The 13145-nt window shown below is 64.1% G+C and carries 12 protein-coding genes; 8 read left to right on the top strand and 4 right to left on the bottom strand.

Features of this window, described 5'->3' with window-relative positions; all coding sequences use genetic code 11:
• Positions 1 to 2: 2 nt before the first annotated feature.
• The gene (gene yihA / locus ACTIEY_RS04020) at positions 3 to 773 is read right to left on the bottom strand and encodes a ribosome biogenesis GTP-binding protein YihA/YsxC (RefSeq protein WP_439517798.1); all 771 of its coding nucleotides are present in this window, start codon (positions 771 to 773) and stop codon (positions 3 to 5) included.
• A gap of 103 nt (positions 774 to 876) precedes the next feature.
• Between yihA and ACTIEY_RS04015 the strand changes: the two genes are divergently transcribed.
• The 5 genes from ACTIEY_RS04015 to ACTIEY_RS03995 all read left to right on the top strand — a co-directional run bounded on the left by ACTIEY_RS04015 (position 877) and on the right by ACTIEY_RS03995 (position 6971).
• A complete protein-coding gene (locus ACTIEY_RS04015) occupies positions 877 to 1491 on the top strand; it encodes a c-type cytochrome (protein WP_439517797.1) in 615 nt (204 codons plus the stop codon).
• A gap of 173 nt (positions 1492 to 1664) precedes the next feature.
• Positions 1665 to 3812, top strand: coding sequence for a cytochrome c biogenesis protein ResB (locus ACTIEY_RS04010; RefSeq protein ID WP_439517796.1), 2148 nt, complete (start codon positions 1665 to 1667; stop codon positions 3810 to 3812).
• A 2-nt stretch (positions 3813 to 3814) separates the two neighbouring features.
• Positions 3815 to 5182, top strand: a complete 1368-nt coding sequence (ccsB, locus tag ACTIEY_RS04005; RefSeq protein WP_439517795.1) for a c-type cytochrome biogenesis protein CcsB — start codon at positions 3815 to 3817, stop codon at positions 5180 to 5182.
• A 104-nt stretch (positions 5183 to 5286) separates the two neighbouring features.
• Entirely contained in the window at positions 5287 to 6294 is a 1008-nt protein-coding gene (gene msrP / locus ACTIEY_RS04000) for a protein-methionine-sulfoxide reductase catalytic subunit MsrP (RefSeq protein WP_439517794.1), read from the top strand.
• 5 nt (positions 6295 to 6299) lie between these two features.
• Positions 6300 to 6971 carry a sulfite oxidase heme-binding subunit YedZ gene (locus tag ACTIEY_RS03995; protein ID WP_439517793.1) on the top strand — a complete coding sequence of 224 codons (672 nt, stop codon included), beginning with the start codon at positions 6300 to 6302 and terminating at the stop codon, positions 6969 to 6971.
• On the opposite strand, the gene lysA is transcribed toward ACTIEY_RS03995, so the two are convergent.
• Complete coding sequence (lysA, locus tag ACTIEY_RS03990) at positions 6907 to 8205, bottom strand: diaminopimelate decarboxylase (RefSeq protein ID WP_439517792.1); 1299 nt, start codon at positions 8203 to 8205, stop codon at positions 6907 to 6909. The genes ACTIEY_RS03995 and lysA overlap by 65 nt on opposite strands.
• An 18-nt stretch (positions 8206 to 8223) precedes the next feature.
• On the bottom strand, positions 8224 to 8364 hold the full coding sequence (gene lptM, locus ACTIEY_RS03985) for an LPS translocon maturation chaperone LptM (RefSeq protein WP_439517791.1): 141 nt from the start codon (positions 8362 to 8364) through the stop codon (positions 8224 to 8226).
• Between the two features lie 63 nt (positions 8365 to 8427).
• On the opposite strand from lptM, the gene cyaY reads away from it, so the two are divergent.
• On the top strand, positions 8428 to 8757 hold the full coding sequence (gene cyaY, locus ACTIEY_RS03980) for an iron donor protein CyaY (protein WP_439517790.1): 330 nt from the start codon (positions 8428 to 8430) through the stop codon (positions 8755 to 8757).
• Here the strand turns inward: cyaY and ACTIEY_RS03975 are convergent.
• A complete protein-coding gene (locus tag ACTIEY_RS03975; RefSeq protein ID WP_439517789.1) occupies positions 8747 to 11170 on the bottom strand; it encodes a penicillin-binding protein 1A in 2424 nt (807 codons plus the stop codon). The two genes, cyaY and ACTIEY_RS03975, sit on opposite strands and share 11 nt — an antisense overlap.
• 267 nt (positions 11171 to 11437) lie before the next feature.
• On the opposite strand from ACTIEY_RS03975, the gene ACTIEY_RS03970 reads away from it, so the two are divergent.
• Both ACTIEY_RS03970 and ACTIEY_RS03965 read left to right on the top strand, forming a co-directional pair.
• Positions 11438 to 12517: a pilus assembly protein PilM gene (locus ACTIEY_RS03970; RefSeq protein ID WP_439517788.1), complete on the top strand. Its 1080-nt coding sequence runs from the start codon at positions 11438 to 11440 to the stop codon at positions 12515 to 12517.
• Complete coding sequence (locus ACTIEY_RS03965; protein WP_439517787.1) at positions 12514 to 13128, top strand: PilN domain-containing protein; 615 nt, start codon at positions 12514 to 12516, stop codon at positions 13126 to 13128. The genes ACTIEY_RS03970 and ACTIEY_RS03965 overlap by 4 nt, the downstream gene beginning before the upstream one ends.
• Positions 13129 to 13145 lie beyond the last annotated feature (17 nt).

The following is a 13145-nucleotide window of genomic DNA, read 5'->3' as shown; positions in this document are numbered from 1 at the left end:
GATCAATCCAGCGCGGGCGGCTCTTCTTCCGGGTTGACGGCTGCAGCCGGGGCGCTGGCCTCGTGGGTCCAGCGCCAGAGCATCTGGGCCACCTCGTCGAGCCCTTTTTTCTTCAGGGCCGAAAAGAGTCTGGCTTCCCCGCCGCCGGATTGCAGTCGCGCAATCGACAGTGCTTTCTGGGCTTCGGCGTGGTTGAGCTTGTCGGCCTTGGTCAGCAGCACCAGGAACTTCAGGCCTTCCTGCACACGGGGACGGATCACTTCGAGCAGGACCTCGTCCAGCTCGGTGAGTCCCAGCCGGGGGTCGATCAGCAGCACCACGCCGCGCAGGTTCTCGCGCGTGAGCAGATAGTTGCCCATCACGCGCTGCCAGCGCAGCTTGGCTTCGCGCGGCACCGCAGCGTAACCGTAACCGGGCAGGTCGGCCAGCACCGCATCGGTGATGCCTTGCTTGCCGAGTGAGAACAGGTTGATGCTCTGTGTGCGTCCGGGCGTCTTGGACGCGAAGGCCAGGCGCTTCTGCTGCGTCAGGGTGTTGATGCAGGTCGACTTGCCGGCGTTGGAACGACCCACGAAGGCCACTTCGGGCACGGTGAGCGGCGGCAGGTGTTCCAGCTGCGGGGCGGTGGTGAGAAAGCGCGCGGTGTGAAGCCAGCCGTGGGCAATCTTGGGATCGGGCGTTGGGTTTCCAGCTTGGGGCGGGCGGGGCTTGGGGCCCTGGGCGTGCTCGGTGGGTGGAGCGGTCGGTTGGGCTGGAGTGGGGTATTGGGTCATTTGGGGGTTTTCCCGGTGGGGCATTGTAAAATCGATTGGCTTTGACCAGACAACCCGCGAATTCCATCAACCAGAAGCCGTCGCCGCCGACGCCCGCCCCGTCATGAAATTGCCTGTCTCCCTTCTTTGTGCCGCTGCCGCTGCAGCCCTGTCGTTCGGCGCCCAGGCGCAAACCGTCAAGCCCGATCTGGCCAAGGGAGCGGCCACCTTCGGCCAGGTGTGCGTGGCCTGCCATGCAGCCGACGGCAACTCGACCACGCCTGCCAACCCCAAGCTCGCCCAGCAGCACCCTGAATACATCGTCAAGCAGCTGCAGGAGTACAAGTCGGGCAAGCGCGAGAACGCGATCATGAAGGGCTTTGCCACCGCACTGAGCGACGCCGACATGCGCAACATCGCTTACTGGCTGGCCGACCAGAAAGCCAAGGGCGGTGCTGCCACCGACAAGGACCTGGTGAAACTGGGCGAGCGCATTTACCGTGGTGGCATCGCAGACCGCCAGATCGCCGCGTGTGCCGGTTGCCACAGCCCCAATGGCGCCGGCATTCCTTCGCAGTACCCGCGCCTCTCGGGCCAGCATGCCGAATACACCAAGACGCAGCTGGAGCATTTCCGCAGCGGTGTGCGCAAGAACAACGCCCAGATGACCGCCGTGGCCTCGAAGATGAACGACCGCGAGATCCAGGCGGTGTCTGACTACATTGCGGGCCTGCGCTGAAATTCGCCCGCCACACTTGCCCCTCTCGCGCGCCGGAGATATAAGTCGGCATTGATATTTAGCGGCACAATGCCGCCGATGCCTCCGGCGTTGAACCGCCAGCCAAAAACAACATCTGATCAGGGCGGTTCCGGATTCACCGGAACCGCCTTTTTTCTGCCTCCCACGCTTTCATGACCGTTTCCACCCAAGGCCTGCAGATCCGATCTGGTCCCCGCTTCGTGAGCGAGGCAGTGGAACTTCTGTCTTCGATGCGTTTTGCGATCTCCCTGCTCACGGTGATCTGCATCGCTTCGGTGATCGGCACGGTGGTCAAGCAGCACGAGCCCTTCATCAACTACGTGAACCAGTTCGGCCCGTTCTGGGCCGATGTGTTCGCCAGTGCGCAGCTGTTCGCGGTCTACAGCGCCTGGTGGTTCCTGCTGATCCTGGCGTTCCTGGTGACCAGCACCAGCCTGTGCATTGCCCGCAACACCCCCAAGATCTTTTCAGACTACAAGGCCTACAAGGAGAACATCCGCGAGCAGAGCCTCAAGGCTTTCCCTCACCGGGCCGAGAGCACGCTCGCCGAGTCGCCCGAAGTGGCGGCCAACCGCATTGGCCAGACGCTGCTGGGCTCGGGCTGGAAGGTCAAGCTGCAGTCGCGTCCCGTGGCCAATGGCACCGGCTGGATGGTGGCGGCCAAGGCGGGTACGGCCAACAAGATCGGTTACCTGGCGGCCCACAGCGCCATCGTGCTGGTGTGCATTGGTGGACTGCTGGACGGTGACCTGGTGGTGCGTGCCCAGATGTGGTTCAACGGAAAAACGCCGTTCACCGGCGGTGGCCTGATTGCCGACGTGCCCGCGCAGCACCGCCTGGCGAGCACGAACCCCACGTTCCGCGGCAACCTGCTGGTGACCGAAGGCACAACCGCGGGTACAGCGATCCTGGCCCAGCCCTCGGGCGTTCTTCTGCAGGACCTGCCGTTCACGGTCGAACTCAAGAAGTTCATCGTCGAGTACTACGACACCGGCATGCCCAAGCTGTTTGCCAGCGAGATCGTGATCCAGGACAACGAGACGGGCGAGAAGAAAGAGGCGCGTGTCGAGGTGAACCACCCCGCCAGCCACCGCGGCATCAACATTTACCAGTCCAGCTTCGACGACGGCGGCTCGCGCGTGAAGCTGCAGGCCGTGCCACTGAATCGACCCACGCGCGCGTTCGAGATCGAAGGCACCATCGGCAGCTCGACCGCGCTGAGCAACGGCGCCGACCAACTCACGCTGGAATACACCGGCCTGCGCGTCATCAATGTGGAGAACTTCGCGGGGTCCAGTGCCGGCGCCGGTACCGACGTGCGCAGTGTGGACCTGCGGAGCTCGATCGAAAGCCGCCTCGGTTCGGGCCACAAGACGGTGACCGAGAAGACGTTGCGCAATGTGGGGCCGAGCATCACGTACAAGTTGCGCGATGCGGCGGGCCAGGCGGTTGAATACCACAACTACATGCTGCCGATGGAAATTGAAGGCTCGCGCATGTACCTGCTGGGGCTGCGCGAAACGCCTTCCGAGCCTTTCCGCTACTTGCGCATCCCTGTCGATGAGAACGACGCGCTGGATGGATTCGTGCGTTTGCGCAGTGCTCTGGACGACCCGCAGATGCGGGCGGAGGCGGTGCGCCGATACGCCACATCCGCGGTGGAAGATGGAAAGCCCGAGCTGGCGGAGGCACTGGCGGCTTCCGCACGACGCGCCATGGACCTGTTCGCGGGCGTGGAGAGCGTGACGCCCGTGGCCGCGCAGCGCGTGGCCGATGGGGCCGCACCCAAGGACGTCCGGGGCGGTTTGCAGGCCGTGTCGGCGTTTCTTGAGGCCAATGTGCCGGCGGCCGAACGCGAGCGAGCGAGCGAAGTGCTGGTGCGCATCCTCAACGGAACGCTCTTCGAACTGATGCAGCTCAGCCGTGAGCGCGCTGGCCTCTCGCCAGCGGAGCGCGGTGAGGCGACGCAGCAGTTCATGGCGCAGGCGGTCATCAGCCTGAGCGACACGTTCTTCTACCCCGCGCCCATGACCTTCCAGCTCAAGGACTTCACCCACGTGCAGGCCAGCGTCTTCCAGGTGGCGCGCGCGCCGGGTCAGAACATCGTCTACCTGGGTTGCCTGTTGCTCATCATCGGCGTTTTTGCCATGCTGTATGTCCGCGAGCGCCGGTTGTGGGTGTGGCTCTCGCCAGCCGGTGAGCAGGGATCCAGCGCTTCCATGGCCCTGTCGTTGAACCGCAAGACGATGGAGGCCGACCGCGAATTCGACCTCCTGAAGACGCAATTGCTCAAGGTGTAAACATGAATACCGCCACCGCATCACAGACCATCGAACTCAAGAAGGGGCGGGGTGCCGACGGCCTGCAGCCCGGATACTTTGCACGGCGCAACGTGTGGGACTGGCTGTTCGCCGCGCTCGTGGTGCTGGGTGCGACCTGGGCCTTCGTCCGCTACAACGCCGCGATGGACGGCTACGAGAAAGCCATCCTGGCGGGTGCCGTGCCCGCCATGATCTGGCTCGGCTGGTTCTGGCGACCGCTGCGAGCACTTTCGGTGGTGGTGGCTGCCCTCTCGCTGCTGGCGATCTGGCTGTACATGACCCCGGCGGGCACGGCGGACCTCGCGCGCGCGGACCAGGTGTTCCTGCTCAAGTACTTCATCTCCAGCCAGTCCGCCATTCTGTGGATGAGCGTGCTGTTCTTCATGAGCACGGCGTTCTACTGGATCGGCATGGTCACGCGCGGCGGCGACACCTTCGAAGTGCTCGGCTCGCGACTGGCCTGGGTGGCCGTGACGCTGGCACTGGTGGGCACCATGGTGCGCTGGTTCGAGAGCCACCAGATCGGTCCCGACATCGGTCACATCCCCGTCAGCAACCTCTATGAGGTGTTCGTGCTGTTCTGCTGGATGACGACCGCCTTCTACCTGTACTACGAAGACCAGTACAGGACGCGCAGCATGGGCGCTTTTGCCATGCTCGTGGTCAGTGCGGCGGTGGGCTTCCTGCTCTGGTACACCGTGGTGCGGGAGGCGCATCAGATCCAACCGCTGGTGCCGGCGCTGCAGAGCTGGTGGATGAAACTGCACGTGCCCGCCAACTTCATCGGCTACGGCACCTTCGCCATCGCGGCCATGCTGGCTTTCGCCTACCTGATCAAGCAGAGCGCCAGCGAGAGCCGCTGGTACAAGCTCGCACCGCTGTGGCTCCTGGGCGTGGTGCTGTGCTTCGAACCCATCGTGTTTCGCCAGTCGGCGGCCGAAAACGGCGGCAGCTACTGGTTTGTCTACTTCGGCATCTCCGCCTTGATCGTGGGCACCATCATCTTCGGCCGTCGCCGCATTGCAGAGAAGCTGCCCAGCTTCGAGGTGCTGGATGACGTGATGTACAAGGCCATCGCGGTCGGTTTTGCTTTCTTCACCATCGCCACCGTGCTGGGTGCCCTGTGGGCGGCCGAAGCCTGGGGCGGGTACTGGAGCTGGGACCCGAAGGAAACCTGGGCGCTCATCGTCTGGCTGAACTACGCCGCCTGGCTGCACATGCGGCTCATGAAGGGACTGCGCGGCACCGTGGCCGCCTGGTGGGCGCTGGTTGGCCTGGCCATCACCACCTTTGCCTTCATCGGCGTGAACATGTTCCTCTCGGGTCTGCACAGCTACGGCGAGCTCTGAGCGCGCCCGGACTGGAACTTTGTAAGAATCGCGGCTGTCCGACGACGGACGAAGACCCGGCGTGGCATCTCCCACGCGCGGGTTCACCCAGCAAGGACCGTCCCATGATCATCCGCACCGGCCACCACAGCTTCCAGCATCCGCTGTCCAGCGAGATCACGCCCCAAGCGGCCTACCTCAACCGACGGCAGTGGCTCGAACGCAGCGCGCTCACGGCGGCGGCGTTGGGCGTGGCCGGCACCTGGTCAGCTCGTGATGCCTGGGCTCAGGCGGGCGTCCCCAAACCCGGAAAACTGGCCACGCTGAGTGGCGTTGCGTCCAGCGTGAGCGGGGCACGCACGATGGAGAAGCTCACGTCCTACCAGGACGCGAGCACCTACAACAACTACTACGAATTCGGCACCGACAAGGCAGACCCTGCCAACGCTGCCCGGACGCTCAAGCCACGCCCCTGGACGGTCGCGGTCGAAGGCCTGGTCAACAAGCCCGGCAGTTTCGATCTGGATGCGCTCCTGAAGCTCAGCCCGATGGAGGAGCGCATCTACCGCTTGCGCTGTGTCGAGGGCTGGTCGATGGTGATTCCGTGGGTGGGCTATTCGCTCGCGGAACTCATCAAGCAGGTTCAGCCCCAGGGAGGTGCGAAGTACGTGGAATTCCACACCCTGGCCGACCCGAAGCAGATGCCGGGCCTGCGATCGAATGTGCTCCAGTGGCCTTATGTGGAAGGCCTGCGCCTGGACGAAGCCATGCACCCGCTGACCCTGCTGGCCTTCGGCATGTACGGCGAGGTCCTGCCCAACCAGAACGGTGCGCCCCTGCGACTGGTCGTGCCCTGGAAATACGGCTTCAAGAGCGGCAAGTCGCTGGTGAAGATCCGATTCACCGACAAGGAGCCCCGCACCGCCTGGAACGTGGCGGCACCTCAGGAATACGGCTTCTATTCCAACGTCAATCCCAAGGTGGATCACCCGCGCTGGAGCCAGGCGACCGAACGGCGCATCGGCGAGGAGGGCGGGCTCTTCGCCAAGCGGCGCCAGACGCTGATGTTCAACGGCTACGAGCCCCAGGTCGGCCAGCTGTACGCCGGCATGGACCTGCGCAAGCTCTATTGACCGGGATGCGTCCGGAAGGCTCCAGCGTCAACCGGTGGATCGGGCACAGGGCCGCCAAGCCGCTGGTGTTCCTGGCGTCCACGCTGCCCTTTGCCTGGCTGGTGTGGGCGGCGTTTGCCAACCAGCTCGGCGCCAATCCGGCGGAGGCGCTGATCCGGTCGCTGGGCGACTGGACCTTGCGCTTCCTGGTCATCGTGCTGGCCATCACGCCGCTTCGCGTGATGGTGGGCTGGCCAGCGCTGGCCAGATGGCGTCGCATGCTGGGTCTGTTCGTTTTCTTCTACGCATGCATGCACCTGCTCGCCTATGCCTGGTTCGACATGGAGTTCGACCTGTCAGGCATCGCGGCGGACATCGTCAAGCGGCCGTTCATCCTCGTGGGTTTCCTGGCCTGGCTGCTGTTGACGGCTCTGGCGGCCACCTCTTTCAACCGCGCCATCCGTGCACTGGGCGCCCAGGCCTGGCAGCGACTGCACCGGCTCGTGTACGCGGTCGCTGCGCTGGCCGTTCTGCACTTCTTCTGGATGCGCAGTGGCAAGAACGATTACGCCGAGGTGGCGATGTACGCGACCATTCTGGCGGCGTTGCTGGGTTGGCGTCTGTGGCGCAGGGTCAGGCGCTCGGCAACAGGCGCTCCAGGCGGAGCTGGTCGGCGGCCGTCTCGCGAGAACGGATGAGCGTGGCCTGGTCCCCGTTCACCAGCACTTCGGCCGCCCGGCCGCGCGTGTTGTAGTTGCTCGCCATGCTCATGCAGTAGGCGCCTGCCGAGAGCACGGCAAGAAAGTCGCCCGCCTGCACGGCCAATGCGCGGTCACGTCCGATCCAGTCGCCACTTTCGCACACGGGTCCCACCACGTCCCACGTGGAGCCTGGGAGACCTTCGCGGGGCGCGACCGGCACGATGCGGTGGAACGCCTCGTACAGCGCGGGCCGCGGCAGGTCGTTCATGGCGGCATCGACGATCAGGAAGTTCTTGTGCTCGCCCGGCTTGAGGTAGAGCACCTCGGTCACGCAGACGCCCGCGTTGCCTACCAGCGAGCGGCCCGGTTCGATATAGATCGCGCGATCGCCAAACCCGCGCGCATCAAGCTTCTGCAACAACTGGGTCCACAGCGCGTCGGCTTCGGGGGGCGCATCGCCCTGGTAGTCGATACCCAGTCCGCCGCCAAAGTCGATGTGCTCGATCGTGATGCCAGCCGCCTCGATGCCCTGCACCAGGTCAAGGATGCGGTCCATGGCATCGAGGTACGGCCCAGCCTGCGTGATCTGCGAGCCAATGTGGCAATCGATGCCCACCACCCGCAAGCCGGCGCATCCCGCTGCATGCTGGTAGGTGGCGATCACGTCCTCGTGTGCGATGCCGAACTTGTTGCCCTTCAGTCCGGTTGAGATATAGGGGTGCGTTTTCGCGTCCACATTGGGGTTCACGCGCACGCTCACCGGCGCACGCAGGCCCATCTCGAGCGCCACCTCATTCAGCACGTCGAGTTCGGCACGGCTCTCCACGTTGAAGCAGCCGATGCCCAGGCGAAGCGCCTGCCGCATTTCCGCGCGCGTCTTGCCGACGCCAGAGAAGATGACACGTGCCGGATCCGCGCCGGCGGCCAGGGCACGTTCGAGTTCACCGCCCGAGACGATGTCCAGCCCGCAGCCTGCGCGCACCAGCGTCTGCAGGATGGCCAGTGAAGAATTGGCCTTCATGGCGTAGCAGATCAGGTGCTTGCGCCCGGCGAGGCCCCGCTGGTAGGCCCCCAGTGCCGCCAGCATGGCCGTCTGGCTGTAGACGAACAGCGGCGTGCCGTGCTCGCGCGCCAGGTGCTCCAGGGAGACGCCTTCGACCATCAACCGCTGGTCCTGGTAGGTGAAGCAGGCGGGCAGTGCCGGGCCTGGCAGGCCGGAAATGGTGGTCATTCGATCGGGGTGTTGTGGTCAGCGAGGGGTGGTCTGGGCAGGCGCACTGGCGGGCTTGTCTTTGCCCGCCGTACCAGGCGCCGGATAGTACAGCGGCCCCTTTTGCCCGCAGGCCGACAGACCGACCGCGCCCACCAGGCACAGCAACGCGATGGCCATGCGGCGGGATGGGGAGGGACCACGCCCTAGAATGCTTTTCAACCCAGACATCCAGGCATTGTAATGACCGACACCGAGTACCAGGACCGCGCCGAAGCCTTGCTTCGCTCCATTGAACTGGCCTGCGACCGCATCAACGACACGACCGATGCCGACCTCGACAACCAGCGGGTGGGCGGCATGATCACCATTACCTTTGCCAACGGCAGCCAGATCATCGTGAATCTGCAAAAGCCGCTGCACGAGGTCTGGATGGCGGCCCGCGCTGGTGGGTTCCACTTCAAGCTCGAGGGAGAACGCTGGATGGACACCCGTCAGCAGGGCGAATTCTTCGAATTGCTGAGTGGCTTCGCCTCGGACCAGGCGGGCCTGCCGCTGCGCTTCAGTTCCTGAACAGGTCCAGGATGCTTCGGCGGTCCGCGTTTTCCACGGGCGGCTTGATCGGCTCGTTGGTGTTGGGGTCGTACTCCACCGGCGCTGCAGGGGCGCCTGGCCATGGGTCCTGCAGACCCAGTCCATGCACGCCGCGCCCAGGACCGAATTCCTCGTAGTACCACTCGCCGCCGACGTTGACCACGCCGGATGGCGGCGTGTAGGTGGAGACTTCAACGCCCTTGAGCGCCTCGGACATGAACGAAATCCAGATCGGCAGGCTCAGCCCCCCGCCGGTTTCCCGGCTGCCCAGGTTGCGCGGCGTGTCGTACCCCACCCAGGCCGCTGCAACCAACGAGGGCTGGTAGCCGACGAACCAGGCGTCCACCGCATCGTTGGTGGTACCTGTCTTGCCGTAGAGGTCGGTGCGCTTGAGCGTGGATTGCGCGCGTGCGGCGGTGCCCGAGCGCGTGATCTCCTGCAGGAGACTGTTCATGACAAACGCATTGCGCGCATCGATGACGCGTTGCTCTTCAGCAGGTGGCTTGGGCTGGGCGGCATACAGCACCTTGCCTTTGTGGTCGCTCACCCGGGTGATCAGGTTCGGCGCGATGCGGTAACCGCCATTGGCAAACACCGAATAGCCGATCGCCATCTGCATGGGGGTGACCGAGCCAGCCCCTAGCGCCATGGTGAGGTAGGGTGGATGCTTGTCCGCATCGAAGCCGAAGCGCGTCACCCACTCCTGCGCGCTCTGGGTGCCTACCAGTTGCAGAACACGAATGGACACCATGTTCTTGGACTTGGCGAGCGCTCGTCGCACCGACATGGGACCTTCGAACTGGCCGTCGTAGTTCTTGGGTTCCCAGGGCTTGCCACCGGTTTCGCCGGCGGAGTAGAAGAGCGGCGCGTCGTTCACCACCGTCATGGGCGTCAGGCCCTTCTCGAGCGCGGCGGAATAGATGAAGGGCTTGAAACTGGAGCCCGGCTGGCGCCAGGCCTGCGTGACGTGGTTGAACTTGCTCTTCTGGAAGTCGAAGCCGCCGATCAGCGCGACGATGTTGCCGCTGCGCGGGTCGAGTGCCACGAAAGCCGATTCCACTTCGGGCAATTGCGTGATGCGCCAGGCCTTCGGACCGGTCTGCACCACGCGAATCACCGCACCCGGACGGATCTTGATGTTGGGTCCGGCCTTGTCCGACAGGCCGGATTGCGCGGGTTTCAAGCCTTCCCCCGTGATTTCGAAAGGCTCGCCGTCCTGCCGCACGGCCAGCACGCGGCGTGGATTGGCCTCCAGCACCACCGCCGACAACAGGTCGTCGTTGTCAGGCCGGTCGGTCAGCGCCTCGTCAATGGCCTGTTCGCGCGCGGTCTGGTCCGGCGGGAGATCGATGAACAACTCCGGACCCCGATAGAACTGGCGCCGCTCGTAGTCCAGAACGCCCTGGCGCACCGCCCGGTAGGCCGCCAGCTGCAACTTGCTGTCGAGGGTGGTCATTACCACGAGGCCGCGTGTGTAGGCTTCGTCGCCGTACTGAGCCACCATGGACTGACGCACCATTTCGGCCACGAAGTCGGTCTGGGGGCGGTCGGGGTTGACCGCAGGTCGCAATCGGAGTTCTTCGGCCTTGGCTGTCTCTGCCTCGGCGGCGGTGATGAAGCCGTTCTCGACCATGCGGTCGATGATGTGCAGTTGCCGGGCGCGGGCGCGCTTGGGGTTGCGCACCGGGTTGTAGGCTGAAGGGGCCTGGGGCAGACCGGCAAGCATGGCGGCTTCGGCGATCGTGACGTCCTGGAGCGACTTGCCGAAATAGACCTGTGCGGCAGACGAGAAGCCGTAGGCCCGCTGGCCCAGGAAGATCTGATTCATATAGATCTCGAGGATCTGCTCCTTGGTGAGCATGTGCTCCAGCTTGAACGTCAGAAGCACTTCGTAGATCTTGCGGGTGTAGCTCTTCTCGGCCGAGAGGTACACGTTGCGCGCCACCTGCATGGTGATGGTGGATGCGCCCTGGCTCTTCGCCTGGCGCAGGTTGGCCAGCGCCGCGCGCACCATGCCCCGGTAGTCAACCCCGTTGTGTTCGAAGAAGCGTGCGTCCTCGATGGCGAGCACAGCGTTCTTCATGACCGAGGGAATCTGGTCGAAAGTGAGCAGGTTGCGCCGCTCCTCGCCGAACTCGCCGATGAGCTCGCCATCGGCGGAGAGCACGCGCAGCGGCAGCTTGGGACGGTAGTCGGCCAGGCTGGCCACTTCGGGAAGATTGGGGTAGGCCACCGCCAGGGCAATGCCCACGGCCATCAGCAATCCTGCAACACCTGCCACCGCCAGTCCGGCCAGACCCACCACCAAGCGACCGGCCCAGATGAGTGCGGTGCGTCCGGTCGATACTGACCCATCGGAAGAGCGAGGTGAAGAAGTGTCGTTTTTGGGCATGCGGTCGATCAGAGCGGTATTGGCGATTATAAAAATCGGGACGCCCTCCAATCGAGCGCTTGTCCGGCTTATTGTGAGTTGTTGTGAATTGGCCGGATCGGCGGCTCATGAAGCAGTTCACGAAGGGTCCCGGATGCGTATGCTTTTGACAACGTTTCACTTTGTCGCAAAGGCAAAAAATCTTTGCTGGACAAGGGGCTTACTGCTAGCATTCAAGTGAATTCTTAAGTCTGGCGCCGCCCGTCGTTACCATTATTGGGGGTCACCTTGATCTCATTGGGATCGTTATTCAGCCGTGAACCGGCGCCTTTGCTGGGCATCGATGTCAGTTCATCCAGCGTGAAGCTGGTGGAACTAGGTCGCAACCGGGCGGGAGACCTCGTGCTGGAGCGTTGCGCCATGGAGCCGCTGGAACGTGGCTGGATTTCGGACGGCAACATCGAGAAATTCGACGACGTGGCCGAAGCCGTGCGCCGTGTGGTTCGCAAAAGCGGCAGCAAGACCAAGAACGTGGCCCTCGCCCTGCCCGCGTCGGCCGTGATCACCAAGAAAATCATCCTGCCAGGCGGCCTTTCCGACAAGGAGTTGGAAGCCCAGGTGGAGTCCGAAGCCAACCAGTACATCCCTTTCTCGCTGGACGAAGTCAGCCTGGATTTTTGCGTGATTGGCCCGAGCGCCAATTCGGTGGGCGATGTGGAGGTGCTGATCGCCGCCTCGCGCAAGGAAAAAGTCTCGGACCGCCAGGGTCTTGCCGAAGCGGCCGGTCTCAAGCCGGTGGTGATGGACGTGGAGTCCTACGCTTCGCGCATGGCAGCGGGCCGCGTGATCGAGACCCTGCCGAATCAGGGCGTGGACTCGCTGGTGGCGCTCTTTGAAGTCGGGGCGTTGACCACCAGCATGCAGGTCATGCGCAACGACGACGTGCTCTACGAGCGCGATCAGGCTTTTGGGGGTGCCCAACTGACCCAGCTCATCGTGCGCCAGTACGGCTTTTCCTCCGATGAGGCAGAGGCCAAGAAGCGCTCGGGCGATCTGCCGGACGACTACCGTTCTGCGGTGCTCGACCCCTTCATCGAAAGCATGGCCCAGGAAATCGGCCGTGCGCTGCAATTCTTCTTCACCAGCACGCCCTACAACAAGATCGACCACATCCTGCTGGCCGGTGGCAGTGCCGCGTTGCCAGGCCTCACGGAGTCCGTGACCCACCAGACTTCCTTTGCCTGCATGGTGATCAATCCGTTCGACGCCATGGAGATGGCGGCCTCTGTGCAGGCTCGCAAGATTTCCAGGGAAGCGCCGTCGTACCTGACCTCGACCGGCCTGGCCCTGCGGAGGTTTTACCAATGATCCTCATCAACCTGCTGCCGCACCGCGAGGCAGCCCGCAAACGGCAGAAAGACCAGTTCTACGTCCAGCTGGTCACGTCGTTCCTGATCGGTGGTTTGATTTCCGGCGCGATCCTGCTCTGGTACCAGGGACAGATTGCCGCGCAGCAGGACCGCAACACCTTCCTCCAGAGCGAAATTGCGAAACTGGAAGCGGAGATCAAGGACATTGCCAGCCTGCAGCGCGAGATCGCATCGTTGCGCGCGCGCCAGACGGCGGTGGAGAACCTCCAGGGCGATCGCAACCTGCCGGTTCACCTGCTCGATGAGCTGGTGGCCCAGTTGCCGGATGGCATCTACCTCAGCAGCATGCGCCAGGAAAACCAGAACGTGCTTCTGGTGGGTGTCGCGCAGTCGCAGGAGCGGGTGTCCGAGTTGTTGCGCAACCTCTCGAACAGCAGCACATGGCTCGTGCGCCCCGATCTGGTTGAAATCGTCGCGGCCAACGTGGCCGGGCCCAACCGCGAGACGCGGCGTGTGTCGAATTTCTCCGTGCGCGTCACGCTCAAGCGTCCCACCGCCCCCGTGCCTGCGGCTCCGGGCGCTGCCCCTGCCGCAGCTGGCAAAGTCTGATCGGGGACCCAAGCACC

This window comes from Hydrogenophaga sp., from assembly GCF_051858985.1.
GTDB lineage: Bacteria > Pseudomonadota > Gammaproteobacteria > Burkholderiales > Burkholderiaceae_C > Hydrogenophaga.
Note: the sequence above shows the minus strand (reverse complement) of the source record. Positions and strands in the feature narration are given on the sequence as shown.

Excerpts from the sequence above, each read along its gene's own strand:
- ACTIEY_RS03995 (WP_439517793.1), top strand. The coding sequence starts at position 6,300 with ATGCGTCCGGAAGGCTCCAGCGTCAACCGGTGGATCGGGCACAGGGCC.
- ACTIEY_RS03965 (WP_439517787.1), top strand. The coding sequence starts at position 12,514 with ATGATCCTCATCAACCTGCTGCCGCACCGCGAGGCAGCCCGCAAACGG.
- lysA (WP_439517792.1), bottom strand. The coding sequence starts at position 8,205 with ATGACCACCATTTCCGGCCTGCCAGGCCCGGCACTGCCCGCCTGCTTC.
- yihA (WP_439517798.1), bottom strand. The coding sequence starts at position 773 with ATGACCCAATACCCCACTCCAGCCCAACCGACCGCTCCACCCACCGAG.
- msrP (WP_439517794.1), top strand. The coding sequence starts at position 5,287 with ATGATCATCCGCACCGGCCACCACAGCTTCCAGCATCCGCTGTCCAGC.
- ACTIEY_RS03975 (WP_439517789.1), bottom strand. The coding sequence starts at position 11,170 with ATGCCCAAAAACGACACTTCTTCACCTCGCTCTTCCGATGGGTCAGTA.
- lptM (WP_439517791.1), bottom strand. The coding sequence starts at position 8,364 with ATGGCCATCGCGTTGCTGTGCCTGGTGGGCGCGGTCGGTCTGTCGGCC.
- cyaY (WP_439517790.1), top strand. The coding sequence starts at position 8,428 with ATGACCGACACCGAGTACCAGGACCGCGCCGAAGCCTTGCTTCGCTCC.
- ACTIEY_RS04015 (WP_439517797.1), top strand. The coding sequence starts at position 877 with ATGAAATTGCCTGTCTCCCTTCTTTGTGCCGCTGCCGCTGCAGCCCTG.
- ccsB (WP_439517795.1), top strand. The coding sequence starts at position 3,815 with ATGAATACCGCCACCGCATCACAGACCATCGAACTCAAGAAGGGGCGG.
- ACTIEY_RS04010 (WP_439517796.1), top strand. The coding sequence starts at position 1,665 with ATGACCGTTTCCACCCAAGGCCTGCAGATCCGATCTGGTCCCCGCTTC.